The sequence below is a fragment of the Arthrobacter sp. 01T419 genome (assembly GCF_056398865.1).
Genome location: NZ_JBFTQF010000011.1, coordinates 22,475 through 38,716 on the forward strand (window position 1 = coordinate 22,475; position 16,242 = coordinate 38,716).

The window sequence follows — 16,242 nt, forward strand, 5'->3', positions numbered from 1 at the left end:
CCTTCGCCGGGCTGCCGCCTTGGACGTGCGGCTCGGACACACCTTGGAGGTGCCTCGCCCTATTCACTCAAGTCTCCGGGGCATATTCTTTCCACATTGGCACGTCTTACGCGCGAAAAAATGGGGAGAAAAAATGAAGAACATGCCGCGGCTGCTGCTTGCCACTTTGGTGGCCTCAACCTTGGCCTTGAGTGGCTGTGCATTCCAATTGCCAACAGCCCAAGGCACCCAATCAGCCCAGAAGACCCAATCAGCCCAGGGCAAGCAACAGTCGTCAGCTGCTCCTTCGCCCACACAAAGCAGCGAGCCGAGCGCTGGACCCAGCAGCACGGATGGCTTGTATGGCGCTTTCGGTTCGATGAACGAAGCCTGCGTTTCGGTCAGTGCCACATGGCTCAGCATTTCCCTCCTACCGTTAGCGAGCTTGGCCGGCGGCAACCCCGATGACATCAAGAAGGCCCAGGACGAGCTGGCCAAGATGCAGGGCAAGGTTCCGGACGAACTGAAGCCGCATTTCGCAAAGCTCAAGGCCTTCATCGATTCAGCCGGCAGTGACTACAGCAAGTACGGCACTGGTGAGTTCGAGGCACTCTCCAAGCCGATCGAGGACTGGGTCAACAAGAACTGCAAGTAACAGGCCTGAGCTGCCGTCTTCCTCTTTGTATTCCCCTTTGTCTCCGCCTTGTCACAGGCAAGCGCTAGGGTGGTACTCAACAGAAGGGAGGGCTATATGGAACAGCAGGAAAGCTTCACCGCGCCTGAACCGGAAGCCATTGGGGCTCCGGTTTCGGAGGACCGGCAAATGGTGGCAGGAAGTGGCCGCACAGTGATCTCGGATTCCGCTGTCGCCAAGGTTGCCGGCATTGCCGCGAGGGCGGTTGCGGGTGTTTACTCCCTCGGCTCCGCCCCGTCACGCGCCCTCGGTGCCATCCGCGATGCCGTCGGTAGCCAGGACCATGCTGCGGGCGTCCGCGCCGAGGTCGGCGAAACCCAGGTAGCCGTGGACATCAACCTTGTGGCCGTCTATGGGTACCCATTGCATGATGTCGCCAACCAGGTCCGGGCGGCCGTCTACAAGGCAGTCGAATCGTTGGTGGGACTGGAAGTCATTGAGGTCAACGTCGAGATCAACGACGTCTACGTTGCCCCAACTGTTAAAGCCGGAACAAAGAGCGCATCATCGGAAAGGGAGCCACTCCAGTGAACATGACCATTGTCGGGATCGGGATCGGCGCCTTCGTGGCGTTCATGGCTTTCCAATTCGGGCTATGGGGTTTTGTCATTGCCCTTCTGTTCATGGGCATCGGCGCGCTTCTGGGCCGCGCGGCGGACGGAAAGCTTGACCTGCGCAGCGTGCTGGACGCCCTCACCGGCCGGCGCTCATCGTCATGAGCTCTATGGCTGAGGCGGTGCAGCCCGCCATCACGATGGCCGGCCACAACCGGATCAGCACCCAGGCCCTCACCACTTTGGCGCGGGCCGCCGCTGCGGAGGCACTGGGTGTCTCGCCGCAGGATGTCCGAGCCGATTGGTCAGACGACGACGGCCTTCTGGCGCTCTCGGTGGCCGCCCCGATCCGCGTGCCCTCGCTGACGGAGGTCCTCGGGGATCCTCAACGGATTGAGGGATTCGGCGGGTCGGTTTGGGACCGCGCTGTGGCTGCCAAGACGGCCATCCTTGAACGCGTCACCGAGCTCAGCGGTTCCACTCTGAGCCGCGTCGATATCCGGATCAGTGGCGCACGCATCAGTGAAGGAGTCCGTGTCCGATGAGCCACGTGCAGACCCCGCACGGCCAGGGGCTTCCGGGCGAAATCCAAGTGCCCGACGGCCAGCACCCCGGCGGCCAGGAGCCGGTGACCGCAGAGGGCGGCGATCCGATCGACGCCGGACTCCGGCGCATCCTCAAACGCGAGACACGGTCCTCCCGTGCGGGAGTGTCCGGGCTCGCCGCAGTTCTTGTTATCGGGGCCTGCGTCTATGCACTCCTCGAGTCCGCCTTGCGCGCCATTGGCCAACCACCGTGGCTCATTGATCCGCAGACGGCCGCTGAACGTCTCATAGCCCTGCCCGAAGGTATTTCGCCGTTGCTTCTCGGCTCGCTCGGCGCCGTCGTAGCCATGGTGGGATTGATTTTCTTCTTGAATGCCGTTCTGCCCGGCCGGAAGTCCCGGCACTTGCTTGAGGATCCCCGCGCCGGAGTGGTGGTGGATGACGAGGTCATTGCTTCAGCGCTCGCCAGGGCCGCCCGGACAGCGGCGAACGTCACCCAGGAGCAAGTCATGGTGGTTGTTTCGCGGCGTCAGGTGGTAGTCAACGTCCGGCCCACCTCGGGTGTGCCCATACACGAGGAACAGATCATTGCCGCCGTCGAAGCTGAACTTCAGAAGATGGCGCCTTCGCCTATGCCGGCTGTCCGCGTCAACGTGACTACCTCCGGGGTGATCGGCGCATGAATGGTACTCCGCACATCCTCAACCGCATCCTGATCGGAATTCTTGGACTGAAGCTGATGCTGATCGGCATATTCCTGGTGCTGCTCGCCACTGTTCCCGCGGTGGGGCATTGGTGGCAAAGCTGGTCCGCAGGAGTCTGGGAGCACGCCAAGTTCCTCTCGGAGCAGACCCGGATTCCAGGCCGTGAGGAAAGTTGGCTCTGGGTTGCCGCGCTAGTGGTGCTGATAGTGCTGATCGTGCTGATGGTGGCTTGGGTATCGCAGCAAGGCAAAGGCCGCGCCAATCTCATCGTGTCGGACTACGACGATCGCCGGATCTCTGGCGATGTTCGCATCGGCGGGAATTTGGCTGAGCAAGCACTGAAGGCGGCGCTCGCCGATCGTCCGGATCTTGCGGGCGTTACGGTGGCAACCTATGAGGTCAAGGGCCGTCCCGGCCTCAAGATCCGGGTCCAGCCCCGTCAAGGCGTATCCCCACGTACCCTAGCCGCGGACGTCTCCCGCCTCGTGGAGGCGCTGGATGCGGTGGTCGGACGCAGGATCCCCGTGTTGATTCATATTGTGGCCGGAGCGCGGGCCAGGTTTAGCAAGGCGGAGCGCGTCCGTTAGGCCCGGAGGCGAGGCCAATGTTAACCGCGCCGCAATGTTCCTACCCGGGCGTTTTGTGTTGCAGAGCTGAGCACGGGGCCATAGTTTGAAGGGTGAAGGGGGAACTCTTCCCTTTGGTTGGGCTTGCCCGGCCGGCACCGGACCCTGGGTCTGAGTCAAGCCGATGGACCAGAACATTCTGGACCAGGAACAAGGAGAACACCATGAGCGAAGAAGTTAACGACATCAAGAAGACCGCCGAGGCCGCAGCGGAACAGGCGAAGCATGTTGCTGCCGACGCGGTCGAGAACGCGAAGCATGTTGCTGGCGACGCCGCGGAGCACGTCAAGGAGTTCGCTGGCGACGCCGTCGGGAACGCGAAGGAGTTCGCTGGCGATGCCGCAGAGAACGTCAAGGAATTCTTCTCGGGTGACGTGACTGAGAATGCCAAGGAACTCGCGGGCGACGTAGCCGAGAACGCCAAGGAGATCGCCGGAGACGTAGCCGAAAACGTCAAGGGCTTGGGCTCCAAGATCGCCGGCTTTTTCAAGGGGGGCAAGTAGGCTCCGACTCCGCGATAGTGGCGCCTTCCTGACCCTTTTGCCCATCGAGCGGGGCCGACACGCAGCAAACTCTGCGCGTCGGCCCCGTTTTTGCGCGAAAGAAGGGCAGGAAGGGCGGCCCTTACTGCGCCAAGAGGTACGATCCGCTATTCGGGAGAATCGAAGTCCCACCTGACCCGCCGTCACTGGAAAGGCCAACCTGGAAGCCCGCCGGTGCTGCGAGGGCCGTGGTGCCCATGTTGACCACCACCAACACGTCCCGATTGTGGAAGGCAAGGACTCCGTTGGCCGGATCGTGCTCCTCCGCCCACCTGAACGTGCCTGATCCCAGGCGGTGGGCCTTACGGAACGACAGAATCGAGCGGTATAGCTCCAGGGTGGAACCGTCGACGCCGGCCTGGAGGTCCGCGGCAAGCTCGCCGAACGATTCAGGCTGGGGCAGCCATGGCGCCGCAGGCGCATCCGCCGAGGCCGCTTCCGAGAATCCGAAGCCCGGCTCGGCGGACCTCCAAGGTAGCGGCACCCGGCACCCATCGCGGCCGCGCTCCACACCCTTGGTGCGGAAGAACGTGGGGTCTTGGCGCGCCTCGGCCGGCAAGGACGTGTGCTCCGGCAGGCCAAGTTCCTCACCCTGGTACAGGTAGGCCGAGCCGGGCAGGGCGAGGGACACCATGGAAGCGGCGCGTGCCCGTGCCAGGCCAAGGGCGGCGTCGGGCTGTTCGTCTTCCGCCGCGATTCCCTTGGGGAAGGTAGTGGGGTCTGCCAGGCCGAAGCGGCTGGGGTGACGGACGGTGTCGTGGTTGCTCAGGACCCAGGTGGAGGGCGCTTCAACGGATCCCGCGGCGTTCAGCGACGATTCGATTGCCTCCGCCATGCGCTCTGCGTCCCAGCCGGCCAGCAGGAAATCGAAGTTGAAGGCCTGCTGCATCTCGTCCTTGCGGATGTACCGGGCCAACCGTTCAGCAGGCTCAACCCAAGCCTCGGCGACCAGCATGCGGTCGCCGTCGTACTCTGAGAGGACATCGTGCCATTCCCGGTAGATGTCGTGGACGCCGTCCTGGTCGAAGAAGGGCGACGGCGGGTCCAGCGGCGGTTTGACCTTGTGTTCGACGACGGTGGCCACCGTACCCGCGATGTTCCCGGCAGTCGCTTTTCCATCAACGGCGTGGGGATGGGCCGTGTGCGGTTCGAGGGCCTCGCTGTGGGCGCCGGGTGCGGATAAGCCGCCTTCGACCATGGCGGCAGCGCCGTCCCAGTCCGGCAGTCCTGCTTCCTTGACAAGTCCGTGGGCAACATCCACCCGGAAGCCGTCAACTCCTCGGTCCAGCCAGAAGCGTAGTACCGAGCGCATCTCTTCGTGGACTTCCGGGTTCTCCCAGTTGAGGTCCGGCTGCTTCGTGTCGAAAAGGTGCAGGTACCACTGGCCGGGAGTGCCGTCGTCGTTCGTCAGGCGCGTCCACGCGGGGCCGCCGAAGATGGATTTCCAATTGTTCGGGGCCAAGGCCCCGTCGCCGGAGCCCGGCTTGGAGTCCCTGCCGGGGTGGAACATGTAGCGCTCGCGTTCGGGGGAGCCTGGAGCGGCGGCGAGGGCCTCGCGGAACCAGGCATGCTCATCCGAGGTGTGGTTGGGGACCAGGTCGACGATCACCTTGATCCCCAGGCCGTGCGCCTTGTCCAGCATCGCGTCAAAGTCAGCCAAAGTGCCGAAGAGGGGGTCGACGGCCCGGTAGTCCGCGACATCGTATCCGGCATCAGCCTGTGGGGATTTGTAGAACGGGGAGAGCCAGACGGCGTCCACACCCAACTGCTGCAAGTACGGCAGTTTTGCCGTGATTCCGGCAAGATCGCCCATCCCGTCGCCGTTGGCATCGGCGAAGGAACGGGGATAGATCTGGTAGACGACGGCGCTTGCCCACCATGCTGAAATGCTGGAACCGGGGGTTGGGATCGGGGAGCGCGGCACTGGATTCCTCTCGATGACATTTTTTGTGTAAACGCTTGCATTACCAGCAGGAAGCTTACTAGTGTGAGGCTCACCACATCAACCGCACTGCGGAAATACCTGGTCCACTCACTRAGGAGTTCCCAGCATGAACACACGCAAGTACCTTTTGCCGGCGGCTGTTGCCGGCGTGCTCGCCCTCTCCCTGTCCGCCTGTGGTGGCGGCGGTGGCGGCAGCACAGCCTCAGGCGGCGGAGATGCCGCAGCAAACCTCGACGGCCGCGGACCCATTACTTACGTGCAGGGCAAGGACAACAGCAACGTTGTGCGCCCGCTCGTCGATAAATGGAACGCTGCGCACCCGGACCAGAAGGTCACCTTCAAGGAGCAGTCCGACGCAGCCGACCAGCAGCACGACGACCTCGTGCAGCACTTCCAAGGGAAGGATGCGAACTACGACGTCGTCGACGTCGATGTCATCTGGACAGCGGAGTTCGCGGCGAAGGGCTGGCTGCAGCCGCTCAAGGACAAGACGGCATTCGACACCTCGGCCATGCTCCCCGCGACCGTCAAGACGGCCACGTACGGCGGCACCCTTTACGCGGCACCGCAGACCTCCGACGGCGGCCTGCTGTACTACCGCAAGGATCTCGTCCCCACGCCGCCCAAGACCTGGGACGAAATGATGAGCATGTGCTCGATCGCGAAGCAGAACAACATGGGTTGCTACGCTGGCCAGTTCCAGAAGTACGAGGGCCTGACGGTCAACGCCTCTGAGGCGATCAACTCATGGGGCGGCAAGATCGTAGACGACTCCGGCAAAGCGGCGGTCAACTCGGCCGAGGCGAAGGCAGGTCTCGGCAAGCTCGTAGAGGCGTTCAAGAACGGCAACATTCCGCAGGAGGCCATCACCTACAAGGAGGAGGACAGCCGGACCGCCTTCCAGGACGGAAAGCTCCTGTTCCTCCGCAACTGGCCCTATGTCTACAACATCGCAGGCAAGACCGACGGTTCCTCGAAGGTAGCCGACAAGTTCGGCATCGCCCCGCTTCCCGGCAAGTCCGGCCCGGGCGCCTCGTCCCTCGGCGGTCACAACCTGGCGATGAGCGTTTACTCCAAGAACAAGGCCACGGCGCTGGACTTCATGAAGTTCATGACGAGTGAGGAAACCGAGAAGTTCTACGCGACACAGGGCTCTCTGGCTCCTGTCCTCGGCAGCCTCTACACGGACCCGAGCCTGACGTCCAAGCTCGCTTACCTGCCCGTCCTCAAGACATCGATCGAGAACGCCGTGCCCCGTCCGGTCACGCCGTTCTACCCGGCTGTAACGAAGGCCGTGGAGGATAACGCCTACGCCGCCCTCAAGGGGGAGAAGACGGTCGACCAGGCAGTGGCCGACATGCAGTCGGCCATCGAAGCTGCCAAGTAGCCAAGTTGTGAGCCGATGGTCCGGGCGGCGGAACCGCCCCCCGGACCATCGGCCCCCTGAACAGGAGAGACTCCATGTCTACGAAACTCCCGGAGCGCACCACAGCCGGGGCACCAGCTCAGACCCACCATATGCCCGGCCGCGAGAGCGCGGACCGGAAGCTGGTGACCCAAGGTCGCTGGGCCTCCGTCTTGCTGGTCCCGACGCTCGTCCTGCTGGCCGTCGTCATCATCTACCCAGTGGCCAACGCCATCATCATGTCCTTCCAGAAGGACGCGGGCCTCAATCCGGCCACCGGGTTCTTCGAGCAGGGCGGCCCCGCTGGATTCGAGAACTACATGCACTGGCTGTTCCAGCAGTGCAATGGGCAATCCTGCCCGCCAGGAACCCTCGGGTCCCAGTTCTGGAACGCGATGGGCACCACCTTCTTCTTCACGGTCGTGACTGTGGCCCTCGAAACTGTCCTGGGATTCTGGATGGCGATCATCATGACGCGATCCTTCCGCGGGCGAAGCGCAGTCCGCGCCGCCGTTCTCGTCCCATGGGCTATCCCCACGGCCGTCACGGCCAAGCTCTGGTTCTTCATCTTCGCGTTCGACGGCATCGCGAACAAGCTGTTCGGTACCCAGATCCTCTGGACGGGGTCGGAATGGCCTGCCAAATGGGCGGTGGTCATCTCGGACGTCTGGAAGACGACGCCGTTCATGGCGCTTCTCATCCTCGCCGGCCTCCAGCTCATTCCGGATGAAGTCTACGAGGCCGCGAAGGTCGACGGCGCAAGCGCATGGCAGCGCTTCACGCAGATCACGTTGCCGCTCGTCAAGCCGGCACTCATGGTCGCGATCCTGTTCCGCACGCTGGACGCGCTTCGTATGTTCGACCTGCCGTACATCATGACCCAGGGCGCCAACAACACGACGACGCTCTCGATTCTCGTCGTCGACCAGATCCGCGAAGGGTTCAACAGCGCTGCAGCGCTCTCGACCATCACCTTCATCGTGATCTTCCTCGTCGCGTTCATCTTTGTCCGCTTCCTCGGCGCCAACGCCGTGGGCGCGGCCACCTCCTCGGGAAGGAAGTAACATGGCCGCCACCGCCACGCTTCCGCGCGCTGCTACCGTGCCAGATCGCCGTAAGACCTTCGACTGGTCGCAGCTCCGTACCTATGTCTCCGCAGCTGTCATCCTCGTTTGGTGCCTGATTCCCGCGTACTGGATGATCGTGACAGCCTTCCGCGACACAGCGTTCACCTTCGATTCGACCTTCTGGCCGACACACGTCACGTGGGACAACTTCGCGACGGTCTTCGACGAGAGCCTCGGCAACCACTTCGGTCGGAACCTGCTCAACAGCCTCATCGTGGCGGGAGCCACCACGATCGTCGCCCTCGTAGTGGGCGTGTTCGCCGCCTACGCCCTGGCACGCCTGAACTTCCGGTTCAAGTTCGCCGTCATGGGTTTCATCCTCGGGGCGTCCATGTTCCCGGGCGTCGCGCTCGTCACCCCGTTGTTCCAGCTGTTCACCAACATCGGCTGGATGGGCTCGTACCAGGCGATGATCATCCCGGATATCTCGTTCACCTTGCCGCTCACGGTCTACACGCTGACGTCGTTCTTCCGTGAGATGCCGTGGGAGCTCGAAGAATCCGCCCGTATCGACGGGTGCACGCAGGGCCAGGCCTTCAGGAAGATCATCCTGCCCCTCGCCGCGCCCGCAACGTTCACCACTGCGATCCTGGCCTTCATCGGGGCATGGAACGAGTTCCTTATCGCGAGCCAGCTGTCCTCGGACGCAACCCGCCCGGTCACCGTTGCGATCGCCTACTTTGCAGGGGCGCAGCCGCACCAGGAGCCGTACACCGCCGTCATGGCCGCGGGCACCATCGTTACCATTCCGCTCGTGATCCTTGTGTTGGTGTTCCAGCGCAAGATTGTGGCCGGCCTGACTGCGGGCGCCGTCAAATGAGCGGGGGAGCGCGCGGCAGCGACGCGCACCATCCCGAATTGCGAAGGGTCCGCTCGGGTGAGGACCTGGATATCGTCCTTGGGCTCCTTGGCTTTTGGGCCCTCGTCCTGTTGGTCGTGACCCTCAGTGCGGAACTCACGGCCCAGCCTGCATTGGGCTGGGCCATGGGCCTGCTGGCAGTACTGCTGGCTATGTGGGGGGTGCACCGTCTTCGCCGTCGGCTCCCCGCACGAACATCGAGGCGCCTCAACTAAGCGGCGGTCCGAAATAAGTAGCGCGGAATCGGCGGAGGGCCACCAGGCGGAATACGCTGGCTATCTGCCGTCTGGGAAGGAACCCCCGGCTTCCGCACGGATTCTTTGAGGGGGCTCGAGTGGCAAAAACGAATGAACGGTCCCAGCGTGGCGGCCACGCGGGAGCCAGCATTGAGGATGTCGCACTGGCCGCAGGCGTTTCCACCGCCACCGTTTCGCGCGCGGTCCGGGGCCTTCCCCGAGTGTCCCCGGCTACACGGGAAAAGATCCTGCGGGTCGCCGGGGAACTCGGGTATGTGGCGTCATCCTCCGCTTCGGGCCTGGCCACGGGCCGCACCAAAACGGTGGGCGTCCTGGCCCCCTATGTGGACCGTTGGTTCTTCTTCAAAGCGATCGAGGGCGTAGACCGCGAGCTTCACGCCCGCGGCTACAACCTCTCCCTGTTCAACTTGGGTGGGCAGCGTGGAGCGCGGGAACGCCTGTTCAGCAAGACCATGGTCTACAAGCAAATCGATGCGCTCCTGGTCCTGTGCATGTCCCTGACGTCGGAAGAAATCGCCGATCTCCAGCGGATCGACATCCCTTTGGTTATTGTCGGGGGCCCAGTGGAAGACTGCCCGAGCATCGGCATTGACGATTACGCCGCGTCCGTCGAAGCCACCATGCACCTGTTGAACCTGGGCCACCGGGAGATCGCACTGCTTCATGGCCAGGACGACTCCGACTTGAACTTCACCGTGCCGCGGCTGCGCGTTGATGGCTTCACTGATGCCATGACGAGCGCGGGCTTTTCCATGCCACCGGAATGGGACATTTTCGGAAACTTCACCGTCGGCAGCGGCCAGGAAGCCTTCGACGAGCTCTGGGACAAGCCCGGACGCAAGCCGACGGCGATCTTCTGCGCTTCCGATGAAATGGCCATGGGTGCCATGTTGCAGGCGCGGCGCCGTGGCGTCCGGGTGCCGGAAGACCTGTCCATCATCGGTATCGATAACCACGAATTCGCCGAAGCCATGGGGCTGACCACAGTGGCCCAGGACCCCGTTGAACAAGGCCAACTGGGTACGCGTATGTTACTGGACGAATTGGCTGGCGCCGCAGGCTCCGTGCGGTCCATGAAGGCGGCCCACCGGTTGATCGTGCGGGAATCCACGGCCCCGCCCGCGCCGAAGCCCAGTAGCTAGGCAGCCCAGTAGCTAGGAAGCCCGGGCCAGCTGTCTGATGGGGATCCAGCGGGAAGCCAGCCTTCGGTAGGCTGCGGCGGCCCCTGTCATGTCCCCCTCGGCGAGGCACTCGATGCCGAGGCGGACGTCCATGGGCGACTCATCTGGGTACACCTTGTCTGCCACTGCGCCGTAGTCCAGCTCCACCATTGACTGCACATGGAACAATTCGAGCCATTCCGTGAGCTGGGTGAGGTCATCCAGCATATCCAGGTCCGGAGCTGCCAGTGCAAGGTTGGCTACGGCGAAGCGTGCGCGGTCCAGAGCGTCAGTCAGTGAGGTCCAAACCCTGACTGTGAGGATGCGGCCTCCCGATTCCACGACGTCCTTGCGGTCCGACTCCTGGAACAGCGAGAACCAGCTGAAGGGGATGCCCCAAGTGGAAGCCCGGGTATGCACCCGCTTCGCGTCGTGGCTGGCATTGATACGGTCGATGCGTGCCTGGTGCCGGTCGCGCTGATCCACAGGAATGAGCAGGTCCGCGAGCGGTCCGTGGATACCTTCCATGAGGGCGTTTGCCGCAAGGCCAGCCCGGATCACCAGTTGGCTGGGGCAATACAGCAGCCGCCCGGCGTCGGGGTCGTTCAGATCTCCGGACGGAACCCGGGTGATGCGGACCAGATCCGTGCTGCCGGTAGGGAAGGGATCCCCGCCCTTACGGGTGACCCGTCCCAGGGATGCAAGCAGCTCGGCATTCTCGACGGCGGCCCGCGAACCGCTACGGGTTCCGCTCGCGACGAGCTGCTGCCGCTGGTCCTCCGGGAAGGCTTCGAGTGGTTCGTAGACGCGCAGCGCTGAAGAGAACGGCAGTCCCGCCTGACTCCCATATAGCTTTCCGCTCATCGCCGGTCCGCCTCCTCCATCGGTTATTTGCGTCTCAGTCCGTAAGCTCCACGATCACCGGAGCGTGGTCAGAGGCACCTTTGCCCTTGCGTTCCTCGCGGTCGATCGAGGCCCCCGTGACGCGGGCGGCCAGGGCGGGGGAAGCCATGACGAAGTCGATCCGCATGCCTTCCTTCTTGGGGAACCGCAGTTGCGTGTAGTCCCAATAGGTATAGACGCCGGGACCGGGGGTGTAGGGGCGGACGACGTCGGTGAAACCGGCCGCTTCGAACGCACGGAAGGCCTCGCGTTCGGGTTCGCTGACGTGGGTCATCGCGTTTGCCCGGAAGAAGTCGATGTCCCAGACGTCGTCATCCAACGGGGCGATGTTCCAGTCGCCCATGAGCGCCACCTGCGCCTCGGCGTTCTCCGAGACCCAGCTGGCCGCGTGGCCCTTCAAGGTGTCCAGCCATTTGAGCTTGTACGGCATGTGTTCGTCATCCAGCGAACGGCCGTTAGGAACGTACAGGCTCCACACCCGTACCCCGCCACACGTTGCGGCGATGGCGCGGGCTTCCTGGACGGGGTCCTTGCCGGCTTTTCCGAAGGCGGGCTGGTCAATAAAGGTGCGTTCGACGTCGTCGAGCCCTACCCGGGAGGCGATCGCGACGCCATTCCATTGGCTCAGTCCGAAGTGGGCAACCTCGTAGCCCATGCGTTCGAAGAGCTCCCACGGGAAGTTGTCGTCTTTGCACTTGGTTTCCTGCATTGCGAGGACGTCGCAGTCACTGCGCTGCAGCCAGGCCTCTACGCGGTCGGCACGTGCGCGGAGCGAGTTCACATTCCAAGTAGCTATCTTCACAGCCACTAACTTACCGAACTTGGGACCCAGCGCATCCCCTCACGGCGGATTGCTCCCGCAAAGGGCTAATGGGCAAGCATCACCGAAGAGCTGGCACGCCTGCGGAGCTTGATGCCAGAGGCGATCAACAGCAAACCAACGACCGCGGCGTATGTCGCCAGCAGCCCTACCACGCTCAGGAATCCGGCGCTGGGATTGACGAGCACAAAAAGCCCGAACAAGGTGGTGACTAAACCTGTCAACATCCAGATCCACCAAGCCCTGATTGTCGACCGCGCATCCATGGCAAGGATGATTTGCGAAATCCCCAGGACCAGGGCCCAAGCTCCTATGAGGACGCCCAGTGCCGCGGCGGTGATGCCCGGCCACGAAACGGCCACGATGCCAGTCGTCACGGAGATGAAGCCGCCAATCATGCTCCAGCGGGAGTGGCGCGCAGGGTCGTAGAAGTAGTGGGCCATGTCCGTGAGCCCGTCGGTGATGGCGTAGACACCGAACACGTAGACGAGCGCAAATACAGTGGCAACCGGCAAAGAAGCGACCAGGAAAGCCAAGAGAAGGGCCAAAGCTCCCCGGAAGATGAGCGCCGTTCCGGAATGCTGAAATAACTTGCGTCCTGCTGCGTCGGACATAGCGTCAGTTTAGACCCGGCGCGGTAGCTGGTGAAGGGGCCGCTGGAACTCCCCGCCTTTGGACTTGAAGCCCGACAGCGGCCCGCACCACTACACGGGCGGTGCCGGCGTCGGGTGCTAAAAGCGGGGAGTTTCAGCGGGCTTCCCGCTCCACCGGGCACGCGTGAGGCCACCTCTCCGTTATCGGCGGGTGTAATGGGCGATGATCACGCCCTTGGTGGTGGTGACGGAGTCGGTGAGTTCGAACTCGGTCAGCGGGGCCGGGCCTTCGAACAGCCGCGTCCCGGTACCCAGCGTGAGCGGGTGGATCAGCAGCGTGAAGTTGTCGATGAGGCCGGTGGCGTGCAGCGAGCGGACCAGCGACGCGCTGCCGATGATCGTCAGATCGTTGCCCGGCTCGGCCTTGAGCTGGGCCACCGTCTCGGCGGCCTCGCCGGACAGCAGGATGGAGTTCTGCCAGGCATCGGCGTTCTCCAGCGTCCTTGACACAACGTACTTCGTCGCTGCGTTCATGTACACGGTGAACGGGTTGTCGTCGGCGCGGGTGCCCCAGGCGGTGATGAAGTCGGTCCAGGTCCGGTGTCCGAACAGCATGTCCGTGCGTTTCGCCATGCCCTTGCCCATCTCACGACCCATGACCTCGTCGTTGTACCTGCCGCCCCACCCACCGTGGGTGAAGCCACCGCGGGTGTCCTCGTCCGGACGGCCCAGGCCCTGGATGACTCCATCGAGGGTAATGGACAACGTGGCATTGATCTGGCGCATGGCATGCTCCCTTGCTTCTGCGGACCGCTCTCTGCGGCCCGGTCACCCCCTATACGAATGGCGACCGGCCAAATCGACATCTGCATCCGAATTTTTTCTTAGCCCGTCATCACGTGGCCGGGCGCCGGATGGCAGCGAACCCCACGACGGCGGCCAGCCGTCCCCCTAGCGCATCCCTTCGCGACGAATGGCCACCGCAATCGCGGCTGCCCGTGTTTCGACGCCGAGCTTGGCGTAGATGTGCGCCAAATGGGTTTTCACCGTGGCCTCGGAGATGAACAGTCGTTTTCCGAGCTCACGGTTGCTGAGGCCTTGAATGAGGAGGCTGAGGAGTTCGGCTTCCCGCGGGGTGAGGACCTCGTCCGGGTTGCGCAATTGCTGGAACAACTTGCTCGCCACGGGTGCGCTCATGACGCTCTTACCTTGCGCTGCGCCCCGGACCGCCGCGAAGATCTCCTCGGGCGCGGCGTCCTTGAGTACGTAGCCCATGGCACCTGCGTCCACGGCCCTCACGATGTCGGCATCGGAATCATAGGTAGTGAACACCAGCACCGCCTGCTGCTTGCTCGCTTGGCGCAGCCGCTTGATTGCCTCGATTCCGTCCATGCCCTCGCCCATGGCGAGATCCATCATGACGACGTCCGCCGGGTGCTGTTGCACCGCGGCGAGGGCCTCCTCGCCGGATGCCGCTTCGGCAACCACCGTGATGTCCGGCTGGGTGCCGAGCAGCGCCTTGAGTCCGCTGCGGACTACCAAATGGTCATCTACGAGCAGGACCGAAATCGGCTTCATAAAGTGTCTTTCTCGATCGGCATCGATGGTGCGAGTTCTGTACGGGGAAGCGGCAGTTGGGCGGCCACGACGGTTCCCTCGCCGGGGGAGCTTTCCACCGAAAATACCCCGCCGAGTTGTTCCACCCGTTGGCGCATGGCTCGCAAGCCGTAACCGCCCTTGTCCGACGGCGGTGGTACCGCCCCGGGATCAAAGCCGCGGCCGTCGTCGAACACGTCCAGGGTGACCGCCCCGGGGAGGAAGCCCAGCGTCAAGCTCGCGTGTTCGGCCTGCGCGTGAAGTTTGATGTTGGCCGCCGCGCTTTGGGTCACCCGCATCAGGGCATGGCGGACCTCCGCTGGCACTGGATGGGGATCGCCGGTGACCTGGAGGCGCACTGCATCGAGGTATTGGCGGGCCGCTTGTTCGAGGGCTTCGGGCAACGGACCGCTGTCCAGCCCCGGCGCCGATAGCTCGTGGACCAGGCTGCGGGTGTCGGCCAGGTTCTGGCGCAGGAGGGTGCCGGCCTTCTGCACCTCTGCTTTCGCGCCCTCTTCGGGCCATGAGTGTTGCGCGGCTTCGAGCAGCAGCAGGCTGCTGGCAAGGCCTTGGGTGACAGTGTCATGGATTTCGCGAGAAACACGCTCGCGCTCCGCGGCGATCCCGGCCGCACGTTCGCTCGCGGCCAGGCGTTCCTGCGCTCGCGACACCTCCGCATGCAATTGGCGTTGTAGCGCGGCGTCGTGCTCGATCCTGTCGTAGATCAACGTGAGCAGAACGGCTGCTGCGATGGGCCCGAGCAGCATGGCGACGTCGGTGTCCCCGCTCAGACGGAACAGCCCGATAGCCGTCGCAATAGCCGTGACGGCCCCCGCCAGAGAGGCGATCCAACCGCTGAAGGCCACGCGGGACAGGAAGAACAACGCGAAGGAGCACCATGCAAAACTCGGCGCGGCGATGACCAGCACAGCCCAGGCGAGCACGAGCGCGACCATCCACAGCAGCCACGGCTGGCGCCGTTGGGCAAGCACGGCCACCACGGCGTAGAGAACGCACACTGCGGCAGCCAGGGCCACTGTCCAGAGGTTGTCGGCCGGGCTGTGCCGCAGGACGTAGCGCACACCGGACGCCACCATGAGCACGGCGAAACTGAGGTGAACCACTGCGTCGATCCGACCCATGGTGGGGCGGAAGGCAGGGGGACGGGAGGCCGTCCCGTTCGGAGATTCCGGCATTCTTCCCATGCTAGGCGCGTTCCGGCCCTTGGTCTCTCCGCCTTTTGGCTGATGCCGGGGGCGGAAAGGATGAGGCCAAGGGAGACGAGCGCCGGATGTGCCGCGGAGGCCTGGCCGGAAGCATGGAACTGTACCTGCTGCCGACCTCCCGGAGGACCACCATGAAGAAGTCGAACAAGATCTTTGCCGCCGCTGCCGCCGGAGCCCTGCTCCTGACCGGCGGGGCAACCGCCGTCGCGAATGCTGTGACGCCAGCCGCCGCCAAAACTGCGACGGCCGCCGTCGACGTCAATCCGTCCGCGGAAAACGTCGTCCCGCAGAACCGCATCACCGTGGGTGCTTCCAGCCAGGCGGTCAACGCCGCCTTGGCGAAGTGCCAGGCCGACAAGCTTCCGTTCGTCACCGTTGCCCTCGTAGACCGCTTCGGTACCGTCCAGGCCGTGCTCCGCGGCGACAACGCGGCCGAACACACCATCGAAGCCGCCAAGAAAAAGGCCTACACTGCCGCCGCCTTCGGTGCCCCCACCAGCGAACTCGCCAAGCGAATCAATGGCAACGGCCCGTCGATCGCCGACCTCCCCGGCACCCTGTTCCTCCCCGGCGGCGTGCCGCTCAAGGTAAACGGCGTCTCGGTGGCCGGGATCGGCGTCGGTGGCGCACCGGACGGTGCCCTGGATGAAGCCTGCGCGGCAGCCGGAGCTGCCGTGCTTGAGGCGAAGTAGCCAGCTCTCGCTGGA

20 protein-coding genes are annotated in these 16,242 nt (G+C 63.9%); 13 read left to right on the forward strand and 7 right to left on the reverse strand.

The genetic code is table 11. From position 1 onward, the window contains the following. Positions 1-133: 133 nt before the first annotated feature. The 7 genes from AC1DLO_RS15770 (at position 134) to AC1DLO_RS15800 (ending at position 3,605) form a co-directional block, all read left to right on the forward strand. Positions 134-634: a hypothetical protein gene (locus tag AC1DLO_RS15770; RefSeq protein WP_476890498.1), complete on the forward strand. Its 501-nt coding sequence runs from the start codon at positions 134-136 to the stop codon at positions 632-634. A gap of 168 nt (positions 635-802) precedes the next feature. Then, entirely contained in the window at positions 803-1,204 is a 402-nt protein-coding gene (locus AC1DLO_RS15775) for an Asp23/Gls24 family envelope stress response protein (RefSeq protein WP_184741437.1), read from the forward strand. After that, entirely contained in the window at positions 1,201-1,392 is a 192-nt protein-coding gene (locus tag AC1DLO_RS15780) for a DUF2273 domain-containing protein (protein WP_184741406.1), read from the forward strand. Before AC1DLO_RS15775 ends, AC1DLO_RS15780 begins: the two co-directional genes overlap by 4 nt. Further along, positions 1,389-1,772: a hypothetical protein gene (locus AC1DLO_RS15785; protein ID WP_476890499.1), complete on the forward strand. Its 384-nt coding sequence runs from the start codon at positions 1,389-1,391 to the stop codon at positions 1,770-1,772. Before AC1DLO_RS15780 ends, AC1DLO_RS15785 begins: the two co-directional genes overlap by 4 nt. Beyond that, positions 1,769-2,455 (forward strand): DUF6286 domain-containing protein, encoded by a 687-nt coding sequence (locus AC1DLO_RS15790; RefSeq protein ID WP_476890500.1) that lies wholly within the window; start codon positions 1,769-1,771, stop codon positions 2,453-2,455. Before AC1DLO_RS15785 ends, AC1DLO_RS15790 begins: the two co-directional genes overlap by 4 nt. Then, on the forward strand, positions 2,452-3,063 hold the full coding sequence (locus AC1DLO_RS15795) for a hypothetical protein (RefSeq protein ID WP_476890501.1): 612 nt from the start codon (positions 2,452-2,454) through the stop codon (positions 3,061-3,063). The genes AC1DLO_RS15790 and AC1DLO_RS15795 overlap by 4 nt, the downstream gene beginning before the upstream one ends. Before the next feature lie 203 nt (positions 3,064-3,266). Next, complete coding sequence (locus AC1DLO_RS15800; RefSeq protein WP_476890502.1) at positions 3,267-3,605, forward strand: hypothetical protein; 339 nt, start codon at positions 3,267-3,269, stop codon at positions 3,603-3,605. Between the two features lie 121 nt (positions 3,606-3,726). On the opposite strand, the gene AC1DLO_RS15805 is transcribed toward AC1DLO_RS15800, so the two are convergent. Next, positions 3,727-5,457, reverse strand: a complete 1,731-nt coding sequence (locus tag AC1DLO_RS15805) for a glycoside hydrolase family 13 protein (RefSeq protein WP_476890585.1) — start codon at positions 5,455-5,457, stop codon at positions 3,727-3,729. A 238-nt stretch (positions 5,458-5,695) separates the two neighbouring features. Here AC1DLO_RS15805 and AC1DLO_RS15810 point away from each other — a divergent pair, with 238 nt between their 5' ends. From AC1DLO_RS15810 to AC1DLO_RS15830, 5 genes are all read left to right on the forward strand, one after another. Beyond that, positions 5,696-6,976: an ABC transporter substrate-binding protein gene (locus AC1DLO_RS15810; protein ID WP_476890503.1), complete on the forward strand. Its 1,281-nt coding sequence runs from the start codon at positions 5,696-5,698 to the stop codon at positions 6,974-6,976. Positions 6,977-7,050: 74 nt separating this feature from the next. Continuing rightward, the gene (locus AC1DLO_RS15815; RefSeq protein ID WP_476890504.1) at positions 7,051-8,058 is read left to right on the forward strand and encodes a carbohydrate ABC transporter permease; all 1,008 of its coding nucleotides are present in this window, start codon (positions 7,051-7,053) and stop codon (positions 8,056-8,058) included. 1 nt (position 8,059) lies between these two features. After that, a complete protein-coding gene (locus AC1DLO_RS15820) occupies positions 8,060-8,941 on the forward strand; it encodes a carbohydrate ABC transporter permease (RefSeq protein WP_476890505.1) in 882 nt (293 codons plus the stop codon). After that, the gene (locus AC1DLO_RS15825; protein WP_476890506.1) at positions 8,938-9,195 is read left to right on the forward strand and encodes a hypothetical protein; all 258 of its coding nucleotides are present in this window, start codon (positions 8,938-8,940) and stop codon (positions 9,193-9,195) included. Before AC1DLO_RS15820 ends, AC1DLO_RS15825 begins: the two co-directional genes overlap by 4 nt. A 119-nt stretch (positions 9,196-9,314) precedes the next feature. Beyond that, entirely contained in the window at positions 9,315-10,379 is a 1,065-nt protein-coding gene (locus AC1DLO_RS15830) for a LacI family DNA-binding transcriptional regulator (protein WP_476890507.1), read from the forward strand. A 12-nt stretch (positions 10,380-10,391) separates the two neighbouring features. On the opposite strand, the gene AC1DLO_RS15835 is transcribed toward AC1DLO_RS15830, so the two are convergent. The 6 genes from AC1DLO_RS15835 to AC1DLO_RS15860 all read right to left on the reverse strand — a co-directional run bounded on the left by AC1DLO_RS15835 (position 10,392) and on the right by AC1DLO_RS15860 (position 15,505). Continuing rightward, positions 10,392-11,261 carry a DUF8083 family protein gene (locus AC1DLO_RS15835; RefSeq protein ID WP_476890508.1) on the reverse strand — a complete coding sequence of 290 codons (870 nt, stop codon included), beginning with the start codon at positions 11,259-11,261 and terminating at the stop codon, positions 10,392-10,394. Positions 11,262-11,295: 34 nt separating this feature from the next. Further along, positions 11,296-12,102, reverse strand: a complete 807-nt coding sequence (locus AC1DLO_RS15840; protein ID WP_476890509.1) for an exodeoxyribonuclease III — start codon at positions 12,100-12,102, stop codon at positions 11,296-11,298. A 65-nt stretch (positions 12,103-12,167) separates the two neighbouring features. Beyond that, positions 12,168-12,734 carry an HdeD family acid-resistance protein gene (locus AC1DLO_RS15845; protein WP_476890510.1) on the reverse strand — a complete coding sequence of 189 codons (567 nt, stop codon included), beginning with the start codon at positions 12,732-12,734 and terminating at the stop codon, positions 12,168-12,170. 180 nt (positions 12,735-12,914) lie between these two features. Beyond that, positions 12,915-13,499 (reverse strand): dihydrofolate reductase family protein, encoded by a 585-nt coding sequence (locus tag AC1DLO_RS15850; protein WP_476890511.1) that lies wholly within the window; start codon positions 13,497-13,499, stop codon positions 12,915-12,917. A gap of 165 nt (positions 13,500-13,664) precedes the next feature. Next, entirely contained in the window at positions 13,665-14,291 is a 627-nt protein-coding gene (locus AC1DLO_RS15855; RefSeq protein WP_476890512.1) for a response regulator, read from the reverse strand. Next, on the reverse strand, positions 14,288-15,505 hold the full coding sequence (locus tag AC1DLO_RS15860; RefSeq protein WP_476890513.1) for a sensor histidine kinase: 1,218 nt from the start codon (positions 15,503-15,505) through the stop codon (positions 14,288-14,290). Before AC1DLO_RS15860 ends, AC1DLO_RS15855 begins: the two co-directional genes overlap by 4 nt. Positions 15,506-15,666: 161 nt before the next feature. Between AC1DLO_RS15860 and AC1DLO_RS15865 the strand changes: the two genes are divergently transcribed. After that, the gene (locus tag AC1DLO_RS15865) at positions 15,667-16,227 is read left to right on the forward strand and encodes a GlcG/HbpS family heme-binding protein (RefSeq protein ID WP_476890514.1); all 561 of its coding nucleotides are present in this window, start codon (positions 15,667-15,669) and stop codon (positions 16,225-16,227) included. Positions 16,228-16,242: the final 15 nt, after the last annotated feature.